This window comes from Sphingomonas daechungensis (assembly GCF_039543105.1).
GTDB classification, from domain to species: domain Bacteria; phylum Pseudomonadota; class Alphaproteobacteria; order Sphingomonadales; family Sphingomonadaceae; genus Sphingomicrobium; species Sphingomicrobium daechungense.
Map to the genome: position 1 here is coordinate 2,346,399 of NZ_BAABJC010000001.1, position 15,193 is coordinate 2,361,591.

The 15,193-nt window shown below is 65.1% G+C and carries 12 protein-coding genes; 10 read left to right on the forward strand and 2 right to left on the reverse strand.

Going from position 1 to position 15,193, the window contains the following annotated elements; all coding sequences use genetic code 11:
* The first annotated feature begins 1 nt into the window (after position 1).
* The 7 genes from ABD928_RS12250 to ABD928_RS12280 all read left to right on the forward strand — a co-directional run bounded on the left by ABD928_RS12250 (position 2) and on the right by ABD928_RS12280 (position 10,745).
* A complete protein-coding gene (locus ABD928_RS12250; protein WP_187715006.1) occupies positions 2-1,489 on the forward strand; it encodes a tryptophan halogenase family protein in 1,488 nt (495 codons plus the stop codon).
* A gap of 130 nt (positions 1,490-1,619) precedes the next feature.
* Complete coding sequence (locus tag ABD928_RS12255) at positions 1,620-2,270, forward strand: protein-L-isoaspartate O-methyltransferase family protein (RefSeq protein ID WP_187715005.1); 651 nt, start codon at positions 1,620-1,622, stop codon at positions 2,268-2,270.
* 20 nt (positions 2,271-2,290) lie between these two features.
* Positions 2,291-3,808: a TolC family outer membrane protein gene (locus ABD928_RS12260; RefSeq protein WP_223276431.1), complete on the forward strand. Its 1,518-nt coding sequence runs from the start codon at positions 2,291-2,293 to the stop codon at positions 3,806-3,808.
* 42 nt (positions 3,809-3,850) lie between these two features.
* Positions 3,851-4,237, forward strand: coding sequence for a DUF2497 domain-containing protein (locus ABD928_RS12265; protein ID WP_187715753.1), 387 nt, complete (start codon positions 3,851-3,853; stop codon positions 4,235-4,237).
* A 93-nt stretch (positions 4,238-4,330) separates the two neighbouring features.
* Positions 4,331-6,385, forward strand: a complete 2,055-nt coding sequence (locus ABD928_RS12270; protein ID WP_187715004.1) for a S9 family peptidase — start codon at positions 4,331-4,333, stop codon at positions 6,383-6,385.
* Positions 6,386-6,421: 36 nt separating this feature from the next.
* A complete protein-coding gene (locus tag ABD928_RS12275; RefSeq protein WP_345169182.1) occupies positions 6,422-9,265 on the forward strand; it encodes a valine--tRNA ligase in 2,844 nt (947 codons plus the stop codon).
* Between the two features lie 25 nt (positions 9,266-9,290).
* Positions 9,291-10,745 (forward strand): MATE family efflux transporter, encoded by a 1,455-nt coding sequence (locus tag ABD928_RS12280; RefSeq protein WP_187715003.1) that lies wholly within the window; start codon positions 9,291-9,293, stop codon positions 10,743-10,745.
* On the opposite strand, the gene ABD928_RS12285 is transcribed toward ABD928_RS12280, so the two are convergent.
* Positions 10,742-11,629 carry a diacylglycerol/lipid kinase family protein gene (locus tag ABD928_RS12285; RefSeq protein ID WP_345169187.1) on the reverse strand — a complete coding sequence of 296 codons (888 nt, stop codon included), beginning with the start codon at positions 11,627-11,629 and terminating at the stop codon, positions 10,742-10,744. The genes ABD928_RS12280 and ABD928_RS12285 overlap by 4 nt on opposite strands.
* A 62-nt stretch (positions 11,630-11,691) precedes the next feature.
* Here ABD928_RS12285 and hemB point away from each other — a divergent pair, with 62 nt between their 5' ends.
* The 3 genes from hemB to ABD928_RS12300 are packed head-to-tail and all read left to right on the forward strand — an operon-like array spanning position 11,692 to position 14,685.
* Positions 11,692-12,681: a porphobilinogen synthase gene (gene hemB / locus ABD928_RS12290; RefSeq protein ID WP_187715002.1), complete on the forward strand. Its 990-nt coding sequence runs from the start codon at positions 11,692-11,694 to the stop codon at positions 12,679-12,681.
* A complete protein-coding gene (locus ABD928_RS12295; protein ID WP_187715001.1) occupies positions 12,681-14,120 on the forward strand; it encodes a pyridoxal phosphate-dependent decarboxylase family protein in 1,440 nt (479 codons plus the stop codon). The genes hemB and ABD928_RS12295 overlap by 1 nt, the downstream gene beginning before the upstream one ends.
* The gene (locus ABD928_RS12300) at positions 14,113-14,685 is read left to right on the forward strand and encodes a GNAT family N-acetyltransferase (protein WP_187715000.1); all 573 of its coding nucleotides are present in this window, start codon (positions 14,113-14,115) and stop codon (positions 14,683-14,685) included. The genes ABD928_RS12295 and ABD928_RS12300 overlap by 8 nt, the downstream gene beginning before the upstream one ends.
* On the opposite strand, the gene ABD928_RS12305 is transcribed toward ABD928_RS12300, so the two are convergent.
* The gene (locus tag ABD928_RS12305) at positions 14,682-15,188 is read right to left on the reverse strand and encodes a hypothetical protein (RefSeq protein WP_187714999.1); all 507 of its coding nucleotides are present in this window, start codon (positions 15,186-15,188) and stop codon (positions 14,682-14,684) included. The two genes, ABD928_RS12300 and ABD928_RS12305, sit on opposite strands and share 4 nt — an antisense overlap.
* Positions 15,189-15,193: the final 5 nt, after the last annotated feature.

Here is a 15,193-nt window from a genome sequence, read left to right on the forward strand (position 1 = left end):
GATGGATGGACAGAAGATCAAGCGCATCGTGATCGCGGGCGGCGGGACTGCCGGCTGGATCGCAGCCTATGCGTTGGTGAATCAGCTCGGCGGCCTGCTCGACATCACCCTCGTCGAATCCGACGAGATCGGGACGGTCGGAGTCGGCGAATCGACCATCCCGACGGCGCGGACGTTCCACGAATATATGGGCATCGACGAAGCGGACTTCGTGCGCGCGACCGGCTCGACCTTCAAGCTCGGCATTTCGTTCGAGGACTGGGCGCGGGAAGGCGACCGCTACATTCATTCGTTCGGTGCGATCGGCCGGTCGACCTGGATGGTCGATTTCCACCACTTTTGGCTCCGCGCGCACGAACTCGGGATCGCGCAGGACATTGGGCCCTATTGCCTGGAGCATGAAGCAGCTGCTCAGGGGCGTTTCGCGGCGTCCGGCAACGTGCCGCTCAACTACGCCTATCACCTCGATGCCGGCCTCTATGGCCGCTACCTGCGCGGGCTCGCCGAGGCTGCCGGCGTTCGCCGGGTCGAGGGAAAGATTGGCGAGGTTCGCCAGAATGGCGAAACCGGCGACATCGAAGCGCTCGTGCTGGAGGACGGGCAAGTCGTCGAGGGCGACCTGTTCATCGACTGCACGGGCTTCCGCGCACTGCTGATCGACAAGGCGCTCGGCTGCAAGTTCGAGGACTGGTCGAAGTGGCTTCCGACCGACAGCGCGCTCGCGGTGCAGACGAGGCAGGTCGAATCGCCGCGGCCGTACACGCGGGCGATGGCGCATGAGGCGGGCTGGCGCTGGAAGATCCCGCTCCAGCACCGCGTCGGCAATGGGCTGGTCTATTCGAGCGCTCACATGAGCGACGAACGAGCGCGCGAATTGCTGAATGAAAAGCTCGAAGGCGATGTGTTGATCGAGCCGCGGCTGATCCGCTTCAAGGCGGGCCAGCGCCCCCAGGTCTGGGTGAAGAACTGCATCGCGCTCGGCCTATCGAGCGGCTTTATCGAGCCGCTGGAATCGACCAGCATCCACCTGATCATGATTGCGGTGACGCGGCTTCTCCAGGTTTTCCCATCGCGCGGTGTCAGCCCGGCGATCTCGGAGCGCTTCAACGAACAGGCCAATCGCGAGATCGAAGCCATCCGCGACTTCATCGTTCTCCACTATCATTTGAACGAACGCGAAGGGTCGGACTTCTGGCGCGACTGCCGCGACCTCGACATTCCCGATACGCTGAAGCAGCGCATTGCGCTCTTCCGCGACGCCGCGCACGTCTACCAGGACACGCACGACCTGTTCCGGATCGACAGCTGGGTCCAGGTCATGCTCGGGCAGCGGCTCCAGCCGTTGAGTTACCATCCTGCCGCTCGCCTGATGCCGGAAACGCAAATGAAGGAGGCTCTCGCGAACCTTCAGGGGAACATCGCGAGGGCTGTGGCGTCGCTGCCTGCGCACGAAGATGCGCTCCGCTCCTTCGCCAGTCCGGCGGGCTAGGGGCACGAGTGGGTTTCGGGCCGACGGGCCATCAGTTTCGACCAACGGGCACTGCTTGCCCTTGGCGGATGCGGCGTCGGCGGATAAGACCGCCCTTGCATCCTAGGTGTATTAGCAGCATATAACAGTCATGACCGCACACGCACCCGTTCCGGACTATGCGGCCGCGCGCCAGGCGATGGTCGATTCCCAGCTTCGCCCGCAAGGCGTGAACGACCCCTCGGTGATCGAGGCGATGTCGGTCGTCCCGCGCGAGAAGTTCGTGCCCGATGAGCTGAAGCCGCTCGCCTATATCGACCGATCGATCCCGCTCGGTGAGGGCAGGGCGCTGACCTCATCCGCCGTCCTTGGCCTGCTGTTGACCGCGCTCACGCCCTTGCGCGGCGAACGTGCGCTGATTGTTGGCGCCGCAACCGGCTATTCGGCCGCCGTGATGGCCGAGCTGGGCCTTGAGGTGGTTGCTCTTGAGTCCTCTACGGAATTGGCTGCGATCGCCCGCAAGAACCGCGCCAAGCCCATCGAAGGGCCGCTCCAGGAGGGCTATCCGGCCAAGGCGCCTTATGACCTGATCCTGATCGACGGCGCGGTCGAGTATGTTCCCGACGCGCTTATCGACCAGCTTGTGGACGGCGGACGGCTCGGCGGGGCGATCGTCGACAAGGGGATCACGCGCCTGTTCGTCGGCCGCAAGGTTGGAGGCGGTTTCGGGCAAATCTCGATCGCGGACATGGCGACGCCGGCACTGCCCGGCTTCGAGCGTCCGCGAGTGTTCACTTTCTGATTATCCGGAGTTCGTAGGTCGTGATCCGCAACACCGCCATTGCCACCATCGCCGCAGTGCTGCTGGCTGGAACGGCTTCGGCCGACACGCTGCGCGAGGCGCTCGTGTCTGCTTACCAGACGAACCCGACACTGACGGGACAGCGCGAGTCCTTGCGGGCGACCGACGCCAACGTGGCAATCGCCAAGGCTGCCGGACGCCCCACGCTGAGCGCGACCGCCGGCATCAATAAGGATCTGTCGCGCAGCGGCATCCTCGACACTGGCGGCAGCGGTCCGACCCTCTCGGTCGGCGCCGATCTCAGCTATCCGTTGTTCAGCGGCGGTCGGGTCAAAAACTCGGTCAAGGCTGCGGAGAAGCGCGTTGAAGCTGGCCGTGCAACGTTGCGCGCGGTTGAAGGTGACGTCTTCACCCAGGCTGTTGCGTCCTACATGGACGTCATTCGCGACCGCGCCACCGTCGAGCTCAACGCCAACAACGTGAAGGTGCTGGAGACCAACCTCCAGGCCACCAACGACCGCTTCGAGATCGGCGATCTCACCCGCACCGACGTGGCTCAGTCCGAGGCGCGGCTCCAGCTGGGTCGCTCGCGCCTGGCGCTCGCGATCGGGCAGCAGACCGCGAGCGAAGCGCGCTATCGCGAAGTGATGGGGCATCCGCCGGGGACGCTGGCGCCGCCGCCACCGCTTCCGCCACTGCCGAATACCGAAGCCGAGGCCGTTCAGATAGCGCTTGCGGACAATCCCGATCTGCTCTCCGTCCAGCGTCAGACGGTGGCTGCCGGCTATGACATCCGCGTCGCAGAGGGCACGCGCCTGCCGAGTGTCTCGGCAGGTATCAGCGGCACGTATCTCAACAACCTCAACGGCAACAACGGGCCTGCGCCGAACACCGGCACTCAGACGACCGCTGGCGTCAACGTCAGCCTGCCCCTGTTCCAGGGCGGTCTTCCCGCAGCGCGCATCCGCCAGTCGGAGGCGCTCCGTGGCCAGCTTCAGGAGCAGGTGGTCGGCACTGAGCGCGCGGTGGTTTCGACGACCCGCGCCGCCTTCGCCAACTACCATGCGGCTCAAAAGGCGATCGAATCTCAAACGGTGGCCGTGAAGGCCAACGAACTTGCCCTCGAAGGCGTTCGCGCGGAGCAAAGCGTCGGTACCCGAACTGTTCTCGACGTCCTCGATGCCGAACAGGAGCTTCTGAATTCGCAGGTGCTGCTCGTGACGGCGCGCCGCGACGCGTACGTCGCCGGCTTCCAGCTGCTGAACGCGATGGGACAGGCGGAAGCGCAGGACCTCGGCCTCGATGGCGGACCGCTCTACGATCCGCTCGGCAATTACCGCCGTGTCGCCGGCAATTGGAGCGACTGGGCGCGTGATCCGAAATATGTGCCGGTCGCAACCCGGACCGTCGACTCCAGCGAGATGCCGGCGAGCCCGATCGTCACTCCGGATGTCGTCCCGGCTCCGTTCGCCCCGCCGACGACCGGAATACCGGTGACCGCCCCCGCTACGACAGGCGTGACTCAGCCGCCGCAATAAGCGATATCGCCGTAAATGATTGCTTCCGGCCGCGAACCTTCGATGGAAGACATCCTTGCCTCGATCAAGAAAGTGATCGCGGAGGACAAGGATGCACGGACCGCGCAGCCCAGCAATGAGGTCCAGCAGGATTATCAGGACAGCGCCGACGACGATGTCCTCGAACTGGAGGAAGAAGTCGCGCTGAAGGCTGACGCCGGCCCGCCCCTCATCGACGCCGCGACAGCCGGCGCCACGCGAAGCGCGCTCGACCAGCTCAGCACCGTCGCCGCAAGCGCCCCGCCTCCTCCGCAGGGCAATCCGCTGGAGGACATGATCCGCGAAATGCTTCGGCCGATGCTGAAGCAATGGCTCGACGACAATCTTCCGCGCCTCGTCGATGAGCATGTGAAGCGCGAAATCTCGCGGATTACGGGACGGCCGGTCTAGCACTGACGTCACCCTGAAATTGATCCAGGGCCCGGCATTTTAGGTCAGCATCGGGATATTGAACGGCGGCGCGCGCCCCGCTAGGTCGCCTGCATGGTAAAATCGTTGCGTGCGGCTGCGTTGGTTGCCGCGTTCGTTTCCGCTTCCCCAGTCGTTGCTCGCCCGATGACCGCGACCGACATGCAGTCGATGCATCGCGTCGGTGCGCCGGAAATCTCGCCGGACGGCAAGTGGGCGGTGTTCACCATCTCCGACACCGACTTCGACGCGAACAAGCGAAACAATACGCTCTACCTCCTCGACCTGACCCGACCTGGTGCGACTCCGCAGCGCGTGGCCGGAGCGGAGAAGGGCCATGACGCGGTGTTCGGCAGTGACGGCGCGCTCTACTTCCTGATGAAGTCAGGCGACCGCGACCAGCTCTTCCGCATGCCGGTCGGCGGGGCTTCGCAACAGATCAGCGATTTCGGCGCGGACGTTTCCGGCTTCAAGCTTTCGCCGGCCGGCGATCGCGTCGTCGTCTGGGCCGATCAGAAGGACTGCCCGGACCTTGCCTGCGCCGCGACGACGTTTCCAGCGAAGCCGGCGGGCAGTGGCCGGACCTACGACAAGCTATTCGTTCGTCACTGGGACAGCTGGGCTGAGCCGGGCACGCGTTCGCGCATCTATGCCTTCCCGATCGAAGGCGGGAAGCTGACCGGCGGTGGCGTTCGCCTTACCGGCCAGTTGGAGGGCGACACGCCATCGAAACCAATGGGCGGCGGCGAGGAGATCGCTTTCGCGCCGGACGGCAAGACCGTCTTCTTCGCGCTTCGTGAGGCGGGGCGGATCGAGCCGCTCTCGACCAACCTCGACATCTTTGCGAGCCCCGCGGACGGCAGCACTCCGCCGGTCAACCTGACCGACGCCAACGACGGCACCGACAACCTGCCGGCGGTGTCGCCCGACGGCCGGACGCTCGCTTACTTCGCGATGGCGCGCGCTGGGTATGAGGCCGACCGCCAGGTCCTCCAGCTTCGCGACCTCGCGACGGGCCAAACCCGCGCCTTGACGCAGGGCTGGGATCGTAGCGTCGGCTCGATCGAATGGGCCCGCGACGGCAAGAGCTTGCTCGTCACCGCCGAAGATACGCTGGAGCAGCCGGTGTTCCGCGTCGACGCGCTTACCGGCAAGGTCACGCGCCTCACCAAGGACGGTCACTATGGCAATGTCCGCGCTCTCCCGAACGGAGGCGCGGTCGCGACCATGAACAGCATCATGGCGCCGGACGACATTTACCTCCTCAACCGTAGCGGGAAGACCAGGCAACTCACGTACGCAAACCGCGAGCTTCTCGCTAAGCTCGACCCGGTCACCCTCAAGAAGTTCAGCTTCAAGGGCGCCAACAACGACGTCGTCTGGGGATGGACGCTGAAGCCCGGTGGCCCGCAATACGCCGCGGCCGCCAAGCTCCCCGTCCTGCTGCTTGTCCACGGCGGCCCGCAGGGCACGTTCGCGAACAGTTGGTCGTTCCGCTGGAATCCGCGCGTTTTCACTGGTCCCGGCTATGCGGCGGTGTCCGTCGATTTCCACGGCTCCACGGGATACGGACAGGCCTTCACCGACGCGATCAACAAGAATTGGGGCGGCTGGCCGCTAGAGGATCTGCAAAAGGGCCTGGCGTTCGCGACCGCGAACGATGCCCAGCTCGACGTCGACAAGGCCTGCGCGGCTGGCGGCTCTTACGGCGGCTACATGATGAACTGGATCGAAGGCCGCTGGCCCGATCGGTTCAAGTGCCTGGTCCAGCACGATGGCGTCTTCGATGCCCGTGCCATGGCTTACGAAACCGAAGAGCTGTGGTTCGACGAGTGGGAGCATGGCGGAAAGCCCTATTACGAGGACCCGCAGGCGTTCGAGCAGTGGAATCCGGCGAATTACGTGACCGCGTGGAAGACGCCGCAACTGGTCATCACCAGCGAGAACGACTTTCGCATTCCCTACACGCAGGGAATCGCGGCGTTCACGGCACTCCAGCGGCGCGACATTCCTTCGCGCCTGCTGATCTTCCCTGACGAGAACCACTGGGTTTTGAAGCCGAAGAACTCGGTTCAGTGGTACGATGAGGTGTTCAGCTGGCTGGGGAAGTATCTCAACGGCCCTCAGTAGGTTGATGCTGCAGCGCGGCATCGCTAACCGCCGCGCATGAGCGAATTGCCGAAGACCTTCGATCCGTCCGCGATCGAGCAGCGCTGGTACGAGCATTGGGAGTCCGAGGGGCTCTTCCGGCCCGAACGGCCAGATGAGGAACCGTGGACAATCGTCATGCCGCCGCCCAACGTCACGGGCTCGCTGCACATCGGCCATGCGCTCGACAATACGTTGCAGGACGTCCTGACCCGCCGCGAGCGCATGCGCGGCAAGGACGCTCTGTGGGTGGTCGGCACCGACCACGCCGGCATCGCCACGCAGATGGTCGTCGAGCGCAATCTCGAAAGCCAGCGCGTCAAGCGCGCCGAGATCGGCCGCGAGGCGTTTCTTGAGCACGTGTGGGAGTGGAAGGCGCAGTCGGGCGGCGCGATCACCCGCCAGCTTCGGCGCCTCGGCGCGTCGTGCGACTGGTCGAACGAACGCTTCACCATGGACGAGGGCTTTTCGAAGGCCGTCATCAAGGTCTTCGTCGAGCTCTACAACCGCAAGCTCATCTATCGCGCCAAGCGTCTCGTGAATTGGGACCCCAAGTTCCAGACCGCGATCAGCGATCTCGAAGTCGAGAACCGCGAAGTGCAGGGCCACATGTGGCACTTCAAATATCCGCTCGCGGGCGGTGAGACCTACACCTACGTCGAGAAGGACGAGGACGGGAACGTCACTCTCCAGGAAGAACGCGACTATATCTCGATCGCGACCACCCGGCCGGAGACGATGCTCGGAGACGGCGCCGTCGCGGTGCACCCGGGCGACGAGCGCTACCGGCCCATCGTTGGCAAGCTCTGCGAGATCCCGGTCGGGCCGAAGGAGCATCGCCGCCTGATCCCGATCATCACCGACGATTATCCGGACCCGAACTTCGGCTCCGGCGCGGTGAAGATCACCGGCGCGCACGACCTCAACGACTATGGCGTCGCCCAGCGCAACGGCATCCCGATGTACCGCCTGATGGACGGCACCGCGCACATGCGCGCCGACGGGCCGTCGTACGAGGAGTCTGCGAAACGCGCCGTCGAAATCGCTAGGGGCGCGATGGCGAGCGCGGAAGAGGTAGACGCGCTCAATCTCGTTCCGGAGGAATATCGCGGCCTCGACCGCTACGACGCCCGCAAAGCTGTCGTCGCCGACATCGACGCCGAGGGCCTGATGGTCAAGGTCGAGGACAAGCTGATCATGCAGCCCTTCGGCGACCGCTCGGGGCTGGTGATCGAGCCGATGCTGACCGACCAGTGGTACGTCGACGCGGAAACGCTCGCCAAGCCGGCGATCGAGGCCGTGCGCTCCGGCGACATCGCGGTCGTTCCGGAGACCTGGAAGAAGACCTGGTTCAACTGGCTCGAAAACATCCAACCCTGGTGCGTTTCCCGCCAGCTGTGGTGGGGCCACCGCATCCCGGCGTGGTTCGATCCATCGGGCAACGTTTTCGTCGCGGAAACTTTTGAAGAAGCACAACAGCAGGCTGGCGGAGGCGTGGAGCTGCGCCAGGACGAGGATGTGCTCGACACCTGGTTCTCGTCTGCCCTGTGGCCGTTCGCCACGCTCGGCTGGCCTGAGGAGACGCACGACCTCAAGCGGCACTACCCGAACGACGTGCTCATCTCCGGCTTCGACATCATCTTCTTCTGGGACGCCCGCATGGCGATGCAGGGCTTCGAGTTCATGGGCGAGCGCCCGTGGAAGACGCTCTACCTCCACGGCCTGGTCCGCGACGCCAAGGGCCAGAAGATGTCCAAGTCGAAGGGCAATACGGTCGACCCGCTCGGCCTGATCGACAAATATGGCGCGGATGCCTTGCGCTTCACGCTGGCGGCGATGGAAAGTCAGGGCCGCGACATCAAGCTCGATGAGAAGCGCGTCGAGGGATACCGCAACTTCGCGACCAAGCTGTGGAACGCCGCGCGCTTCCTGCAAATGAACGGCGTCGGCGCATCGCAAAGCATCGCCGCGCCTGCCGCCGAGCTACCCGTCAACCGCTGGATCATCGGCGAGGTCGTCGAGACGCTCGCGAAGCTCGACACTGCCTTCGACGAGCTGCGCTTCGACGAAATGGCCGACGCCATCTACCACTTCGTCTGGGGCACGTTCTGCGACTGGTACGTGGAACTAGTGAAGGGCGCGTTCGACCAGGAGACGAAGGCCGTCGCCGCCTGGGCGTTCGACCAGATTCTCGTCATGCTCCACCCGTTCATGCCCTTCGTCACCGAAGAGCTGTGGAACGCGAATGAGCGCTCGTACGATTTGATCGTCGCCAAATGGCCGAACCCTCAAGTCGGGCTGCATCCGCAGCAAGCCGAGCTCGATGTGGCGATGCAGCACATGTCCGAGCAAACCGGGCGAGAAGTTCATCGAAACTTGGACGAACTGAATAAATGGTTCGTCGAAACGACCATCGATGTCATCCGTGAAATCAGGGCTGCACGGTCTGAACTGTCAATTCCGTGGTCGGTCACGTTGAAGCCGGTCGTGGTCATGTCCGAGCACTACGATACCACGCTCCTTGAGCTGCTGGAGGAGGACAAGTCAGTCGCTCGATTGGCGAAAATCGCCGAGCCATCGCTGGCCGAGTCTGCACCGCCTAACTCAGTCCAAATTGTAGTCCGAGGGTGGACAATTGCACTCCCACTTGAAGGCGTCGTCGACTTCGAGTCGGAGCGCGGTCGTCTTACCAAGGCCGTCGCGGCTGCCGAGAAGGAGCGCGACAGCCTGGCTGCCCGTCTTTCCAATCCGCAATTCGCCGAACGCGCCAAGCCTGAAGCGGTGGAAAAGGCGCGCGCGGATCATGCGGAGAAGTCGGCGGAAGCGGAACGCTACCGCGCTGCGTTGGAGAGACTGGGTTAGCTTCGCAGGGACGCGTGGAGGGTTGATGGCGGACGCAGCATCGGCAGAGCGCGGCGACCTGACGCAGGGGAGCATCGGGCCGACCCTGCTCAAGTTCGCTCTTCCGACCCTGGCGTCCTCGATCCTTCAGTCGCTCAACGGCACAATCAACGCGATCTGGGTCGGCCGCTTCCTCGGCGAGCACGCGCTTGCGGCGACGTCCAACGCCAACATGGTCATGTTCCTGCTGACGGCCTTCGTGTTCGGCTTCGGCATGGCCTCGACCATCCTCATCGGTCAGTACTGGGGCCGAAAGGACGTCGACGAGGCGCGGCGGATCTTCGGAACTGCCGCCGGCGCGTTCGGGATGATTACCATCGTGATCGCGATTGCCGGCTGGCTGCTTGCTCCGGCCATCCTTCACGCACTCGGAACGCCGGGTGATGCGGAGCAGCTCGCGCTCGAATATCTGCGCGTGATCTTCCTCGCCATGCCGGCGCTGCTGCTACTGACCCTGCTGATGATGGCCTTGCGCGGGGCGGGGGACAGTCTCACGCCGCTGTGGTTCATGATCGTCGCGGTCATCCTCGACAGCGGGCTGAACCCCGTCTTCATTCTCGGGCTCGGTCCCGCGCCCGAGATGGGCATTTCCGGCGCCGCGACCGCGACACTGATCGCCAACTATGCAGCGCTGATCGGCCTGCTGGCCTACATGTACGTCAAAGACTTGCCGCTGCGCCTGCGCGGGCGGGAGCTTTGCTACCTCTGGCCCAATTTCACGATCCTGCGGACGATCGTCACTAAAGGCCTGCCGATGGGCATCCAGATGGTCGTCATCTCGATGTCCGCACTCGCCCTGGTCAGCCTCGTCAACCGCGAGGGCGTGGACACCACCGCCGCGTTCGGCGTGGCGATGCAGCTTTGGACATATGTCCAGATGCCGGCGATGGCGCTTGGCGCGGCGGTCAGCGCTATGACCGCGCAGAATATCGGTGCCGGCCGATGGGACCGGGTCAACGCCATCACCCGCTCCGGGATCATCTACACCGTGCTAATCACCGCCGGGCTTATCGTCGCGCTGACGCTGGCGGATCGCGTGGTGCTCGCGCTGTTCATGGGCACCGACAGCCCGGCGCTGCCGATTGCACGGCACATTCACATGCTCGCGACATGGAACTTCGTTCTGTTCGGGGTGACGATGGTGCTGTTCGGCACCGTTCGAGCCAACGGCGCGGTGTGGGCGCCTCTGATCATCCTTGCCGTGGGTTTGGTCGGCGTCCGCTTCGGCTGGATCTTCGCCACCTACGGCTGGCTTGGCGCCGATGCCCTGTGGACCAGTTTCCCGGTGGCATCGACGGTTAACATGCTCCTGGCGGTTGCATATTACTTCAAGGGGGGCTGGCGAAAGGCGCGGATGGACGTCCAGCCGGATGCGGAAGAGGGCGTCGAACATGCGCATGCAGTTCGCGAGCCGGGCGGGGCGCTCACGCCCGCCGGCTAGTCGCGTGGCGCCGCGATGATCACGCCATCTGGCAAGGCGCTGATCTCCAACGGAGTTTCCTCGCCGATTTCTCCGTCGATGGAGACCTTCATCCGCGGCCTGGTACTGAGTGTGAAGCTCTCGGCCACGAACTCCCGCACCGTCTGGTGCCGTGCCTTCATCTTGGTTGCCGAGGCGAGATAGCTCCAGCCGAGCTTGGCAACGCTTCGCCCAGTTACGACCTGCACCACGATCTCGCCGCTCTTGAGGTCGGCGTTCTCGATCAGCTCGATCCCGCCGTGGTAGCGGCCGTTGGCGATGCGGACCTCGGTCGCCCACATGCGAAAAGCTCGCTTCCCGTCCTCCAGCTTGACGCGGAAGGCACGAAAGTTGGCCGCCGACCAGCCCGCCCAAACGAGATAGCCCAGGCGTCCGAGCTTGCGCTTCAACCCGTGCGGGACGCTTTCCGCGACCTTCGGGGCGAGGCCCATCGCTGCGGCGTTGAGGAAATAGTCGCCGTTGATGCAGCCGACGTCGATCTTCCGCGCTTCGCCCTTGGCGATCACGCCAATCGCGCCGTCCAGGTCGAGGGGGATGCCAAGTGTTCGCGCGAAGCTGTTGGCGGTCCCCAGCGGCAGCAATGCGAAGACGACGTTCGTGCCGATGAAATGGTCGACGAAGGACGACAGCGAACCGTCGCCGCCGCCGACGATGACCATCGGCGCTTTCTTCAGCGCGGCCTTCACCGCCTTGTCCATCGTCGCGGCGGTCTTGCACTTCTTGGCGTCGAGCAGCTCGATCCCCACCGCCGTCAGCTTGTCGCGCGCCTCCTCGAACAGGTCAGCACCGCGGCGGCTGCCGGCATTGACGATCAGAATGGCTTGTTTCGGAAGCGTTTTGGTCATTGCGAGGCTCAATGTTCGGCGCGCCCTTTCTTTCCCCCGCGCTCCCAGTCTATCTGCGCGCCATGTCTTCCTTCCCAGCACTTCGCATGCGCCGGGGCCGGTCGAGCCCGTGGATGCGCGACATGCTCGCCGAGAACCGGCTGCATCCGAGCGACTTCATCCTGCCGCTCTTCATCTGCGAGGGCAGTGGCTGCGAGGAGCCGATCGGGTCGCTGCCGGGCGTCAGCCGCTGGAGCATCGATCGCATCACCGCCAAGGCGAAGGAAGCGGCGAGCCTCGGCATTCCGTGCATCGCGCTCTTTCCGAATACGCCGAACGAGCTGCGCACCGATGATGCCCGCGAGGCGCTGAACCAAGACAACCTCATTTGCCGCGCGACCAAGGCGATCAAGGATGCGGTGCCGGAGATCGGGGTGCTGACCGACGTCGCGCTCGATCCGTACACCTCGCACGGCCACGACGGCATGATCGACGCGTCAGGCTGGGTCATCAACGACGATACCGTCTCAATCCTCGTCGACCAGGCGGTCGTTCAGGCTGAAGCGGGCGCGGACATCATCGCCCCGTCGGACATGATGGACGGCCGCGTCGCCGCGATCCGCGCCGCGCTGGAGGACGGCGGGCACCAGAACGTCGCGATCATGGCCTATGCCGCGAAATATGCGTCCGCCTTCTACGGTCCGTTCCGCGAGGCGGTCGGCTCGCTCGGCCGACTGAAAGGCGACAAGCGCGGCTACCAGATGAACCCCGCGAACATCGAGGAAGCACTGCGGGAGGTCGAGCTCGACCTGGCCGAGGGTGCTGACTTCGTGATGGTGAAGCCAGGACTGCCCTATCTCGACGTCGTCGCCCGAGTGAAGGACACGTTCGGCGTGCCGACCTTCGCTTACCAGGTGAGCGGCGAGTATGCGATGATCGAGAACACGGCGGCGGCGGGTGGGGGCGACCGCGATGCGCTGATCCTCGAGACCTTGATGGCCTTCAAGCGGGCAGGGGCCAGCGGCGTCCTCACCTACCACGCGCTCGACGTTGCGCGGCTGATTCAGGGCTGATGCCGGACGAGCTCCGCGTCGAGCTCGAACGACTGCGGACGGCGGCAGCACCGCTGGAGCCGGACGCCGACGCGCGCGGCCAGCTCGGAACCCAGGCGTTGGAGCACATCCTCGCCTATCACGATCAGATTGGGACGGCCTCGACCAATAGGCCCTGGTCCGAGGTCTTTGCGCAGAGGCTGGACCCGGAATTCACCGAGCAGGGCCGCGATCCGGCGCGGGTGCTCGACTACATCGCCGAATGTGTTGACCGTCCCGGCTTCGCGACCACATCGCCGCGATTCATGGCCTACATTCCCGGCGGCGGGCTGTTCCATTCCGCCCTCGGCGACATGATCGCGGCGGCCTCGAACAAATATGCCGGTTTCGCGTCGGCCAGCCCCGGGGCGGTCCGCATCGAGAATGCCTGCACGCAATGGCTGACGAGCGTCGTTGGCTTTCCCGACACCGCCGCCGGGACCCTGACGTCGGGCGGGAGCATCGCCAACCTGACGGCCATCGTCGCCGCCCGCGAAGCGCGCGATCCGGATGGCGGCGGGGCGGTCTACACCACCCGGTTCGCGCATTATTGCGTCGACAAGGCGCTGCACATTGCGGGCAGGGGTCGCTCCCCGCGCCGGCAGGTTGCGACGGACGCAGCGCTTCGCATGTCGGCGGCGGCGCTGGAGGAAGCGCTGGCGAAAGACGTCCGCGATGGCATCCGGCCCTGGCTGGTCGTCGCATCAGGCGGCACCGTCGACACCGGCGCGGTCGATCCGCTTCCCCAGATTGCCGAACTCTGCCGGAAGTATGGCGCCTGGATGCACGTCGACGGGGCCTATGGCGGCCTGTTTGCGCTCTGTGACGAGGGCCGCGAATTGCTGCGCGGGATCGAGCAGGCGGACAGCGTGGCGCTCGATCCGCACAAGACCTTGTTCCTGCCCTACGGCACCGGCGCGGCGCTGGTCCGCGATGGACGCCACCTGACCGACGCCTTCAGTGCGTCGGGAGAATATATCCGCCCACTCGGCGAGTCCGAGGTTGGGCCGTCGCCTGCCGATTTGTCGCCGGAGCTGACCCGCCACTTCCGGGCGATGCGCCTGTGGTTGCCGTTGCAGATCGCAGGCGTGGCAGCATTCCGCGCGGCCCAGTCGGAAAAGCTGGCGCTCGCCCGCTACTTCCACCGGCGCCTGTCCGAGATCGAAGGCTTCGACCCCGGACCACCGCCCGACCTCTCCGTCGTCGCCTTCCGCTATCTGCCGAAAACCGGCGATGCGAACGAATTCACCGAGCGCTTGCTCAAGCATCTCCAACAGGAAGGGCGCGTGATGATGAGCGGGACGCGGATCGACGGCACCTTCCTGATCCGCTGTGCAATTCTTTGCTTCCGTACCCACGTCGAGCATGTCGACGAAGCGATCGAGGCAATCGTCGACGGCGTGAGGGCGCTAAATGACTGAAACCGCGATTGAAACCGAGCGCCTCCGCCTGAGGACCTGGGACCTGCAGGATCTCGACGCGTTCATGCTGCACACCAACACCGAACCGGTGATGCGTTGGCTTGGCGGGGTTCGCACGCGCGATTGGCACGAGGCCGCCTTCGGCCGCATCGAGCGGTACCAGCGCGAGTTCGGCCACACCTTCTGGATCGTCGAACGCAAGGCGGACGGGGCGCTGCTTGGCTTTTGCGGCCTGAAGCGCGTCAACAGCGAAGGCGCGCCTAATCCGGGCGACTTCGAGGTCGGCTGGCGTTTGCGCGAGGACGCGTGGGGGCAGGGCTACGCCAAGGAAGCGGCCATCGCGAGCCTCGACCTCGCCTTCGACACGTTTGGCGCTCCGCATGTCGTCGCGCTGACTGTCGAGCAGAACGAAGCCAGCCAGGGCCTGATGAAGCGGCTGCGGATGACGAGGCGAAAGGACATGGATTTCCAGAGCGCCGATGTCCCGCCCGAGCTCAATCCGGTAATCGTCTATGCGATCGGCGCTTCGGAATGGCCAGCCGCGAGGGCTGCCGCGCTCGCCTAAAGCCCTAGGCGCTTCTCGATCGCGTCGATGCGGCTCGCTTCGGCATCGTCGATTGCCGCGACCTTGTCGGCAGCCGCCTGGATGGCTGCGAGGTTGCCGGCCGGAATCCCGCCCTGCTTCTGAAGCGCGGCGGCGGCGATGCCGTCGATATCGCCGAGCGCCTGGACTGTCGGGCCGCGCGCCTCCTGGGCTGCCGAGAGAGCCTGCTGTGCGGCGACCCAGCTCTCGCTTGGCTGCGGCCCGGCGCTGCTTGCCAGCCGCTCGGCATTGGCGGCGGCGGCCTGGAACGCCTGGTCGCCGGACTGCGCCTGGTCGATCAGCCCCGCTAGGTGCGCCGACAGGCTCGGGTCGGCTGGATCGACTCGAACCACGTTGGGAATGGGCACGCGCGGATCGATCGCTTCCTGCGGACGCGGGGCCAGCGAGGGATAGGTCGCATCCGGAGTCGAACAGGCGCTGGCTGCGCCGAGAAGGCCGAGCGCAAGGAGAATGCGGGTCCGCATCGGCG

Coding starts and splice junctions, on each gene's coding strand:
- ABD928_RS12285 (WP_345169187.1), bottom strand. CDS start 11,629: ATGACCAAAACGCTTCCGAAACAAGCCATTCTGATCGTCAATGCCGGC.
- ABD928_RS12255 (WP_187715005.1), top strand. CDS start 1,620: ATGACCGCACACGCACCCGTTCCGGACTATGCGGCCGCGCGCCAGGCG.
- ABD928_RS12250 (WP_187715006.1), top strand. CDS start 2: ATGGATGGACAGAAGATCAAGCGCATCGTGATCGCGGGCGGCGGGACT.
- ABD928_RS12305 (WP_187714999.1), bottom strand. CDS start 15,188: ATGCGGACCCGCATTCTCCTTGCGCTCGGCCTTCTCGGCGCAGCCAGC.
- ABD928_RS12265 (WP_187715753.1), top strand. CDS start 3,851: ATGGAAGACATCCTTGCCTCGATCAAGAAAGTGATCGCGGAGGACAAG.
- ABD928_RS12300 (WP_187715000.1), top strand. CDS start 14,113: ATGACTGAAACCGCGATTGAAACCGAGCGCCTCCGCCTGAGGACCTGG.
- ABD928_RS12280 (WP_187715003.1), top strand. CDS start 9,291: ATGGCGGACGCAGCATCGGCAGAGCGCGGCGACCTGACGCAGGGGAGC.
- hemB (WP_187715002.1), top strand. CDS start 11,692: ATGTCTTCCTTCCCAGCACTTCGCATGCGCCGGGGCCGGTCGAGCCCG.
- ABD928_RS12275 (WP_345169182.1), top strand. CDS start 6,422: ATGAGCGAATTGCCGAAGACCTTCGATCCGTCCGCGATCGAGCAGCGC.
- ABD928_RS12295 (WP_187715001.1), top strand. CDS start 12,681: ATGCCGGACGAGCTCCGCGTCGAGCTCGAACGACTGCGGACGGCGGCA.
- ABD928_RS12270 (WP_187715004.1), top strand. CDS start 4,331: ATGGTAAAATCGTTGCGTGCGGCTGCGTTGGTTGCCGCGTTCGTTTCC.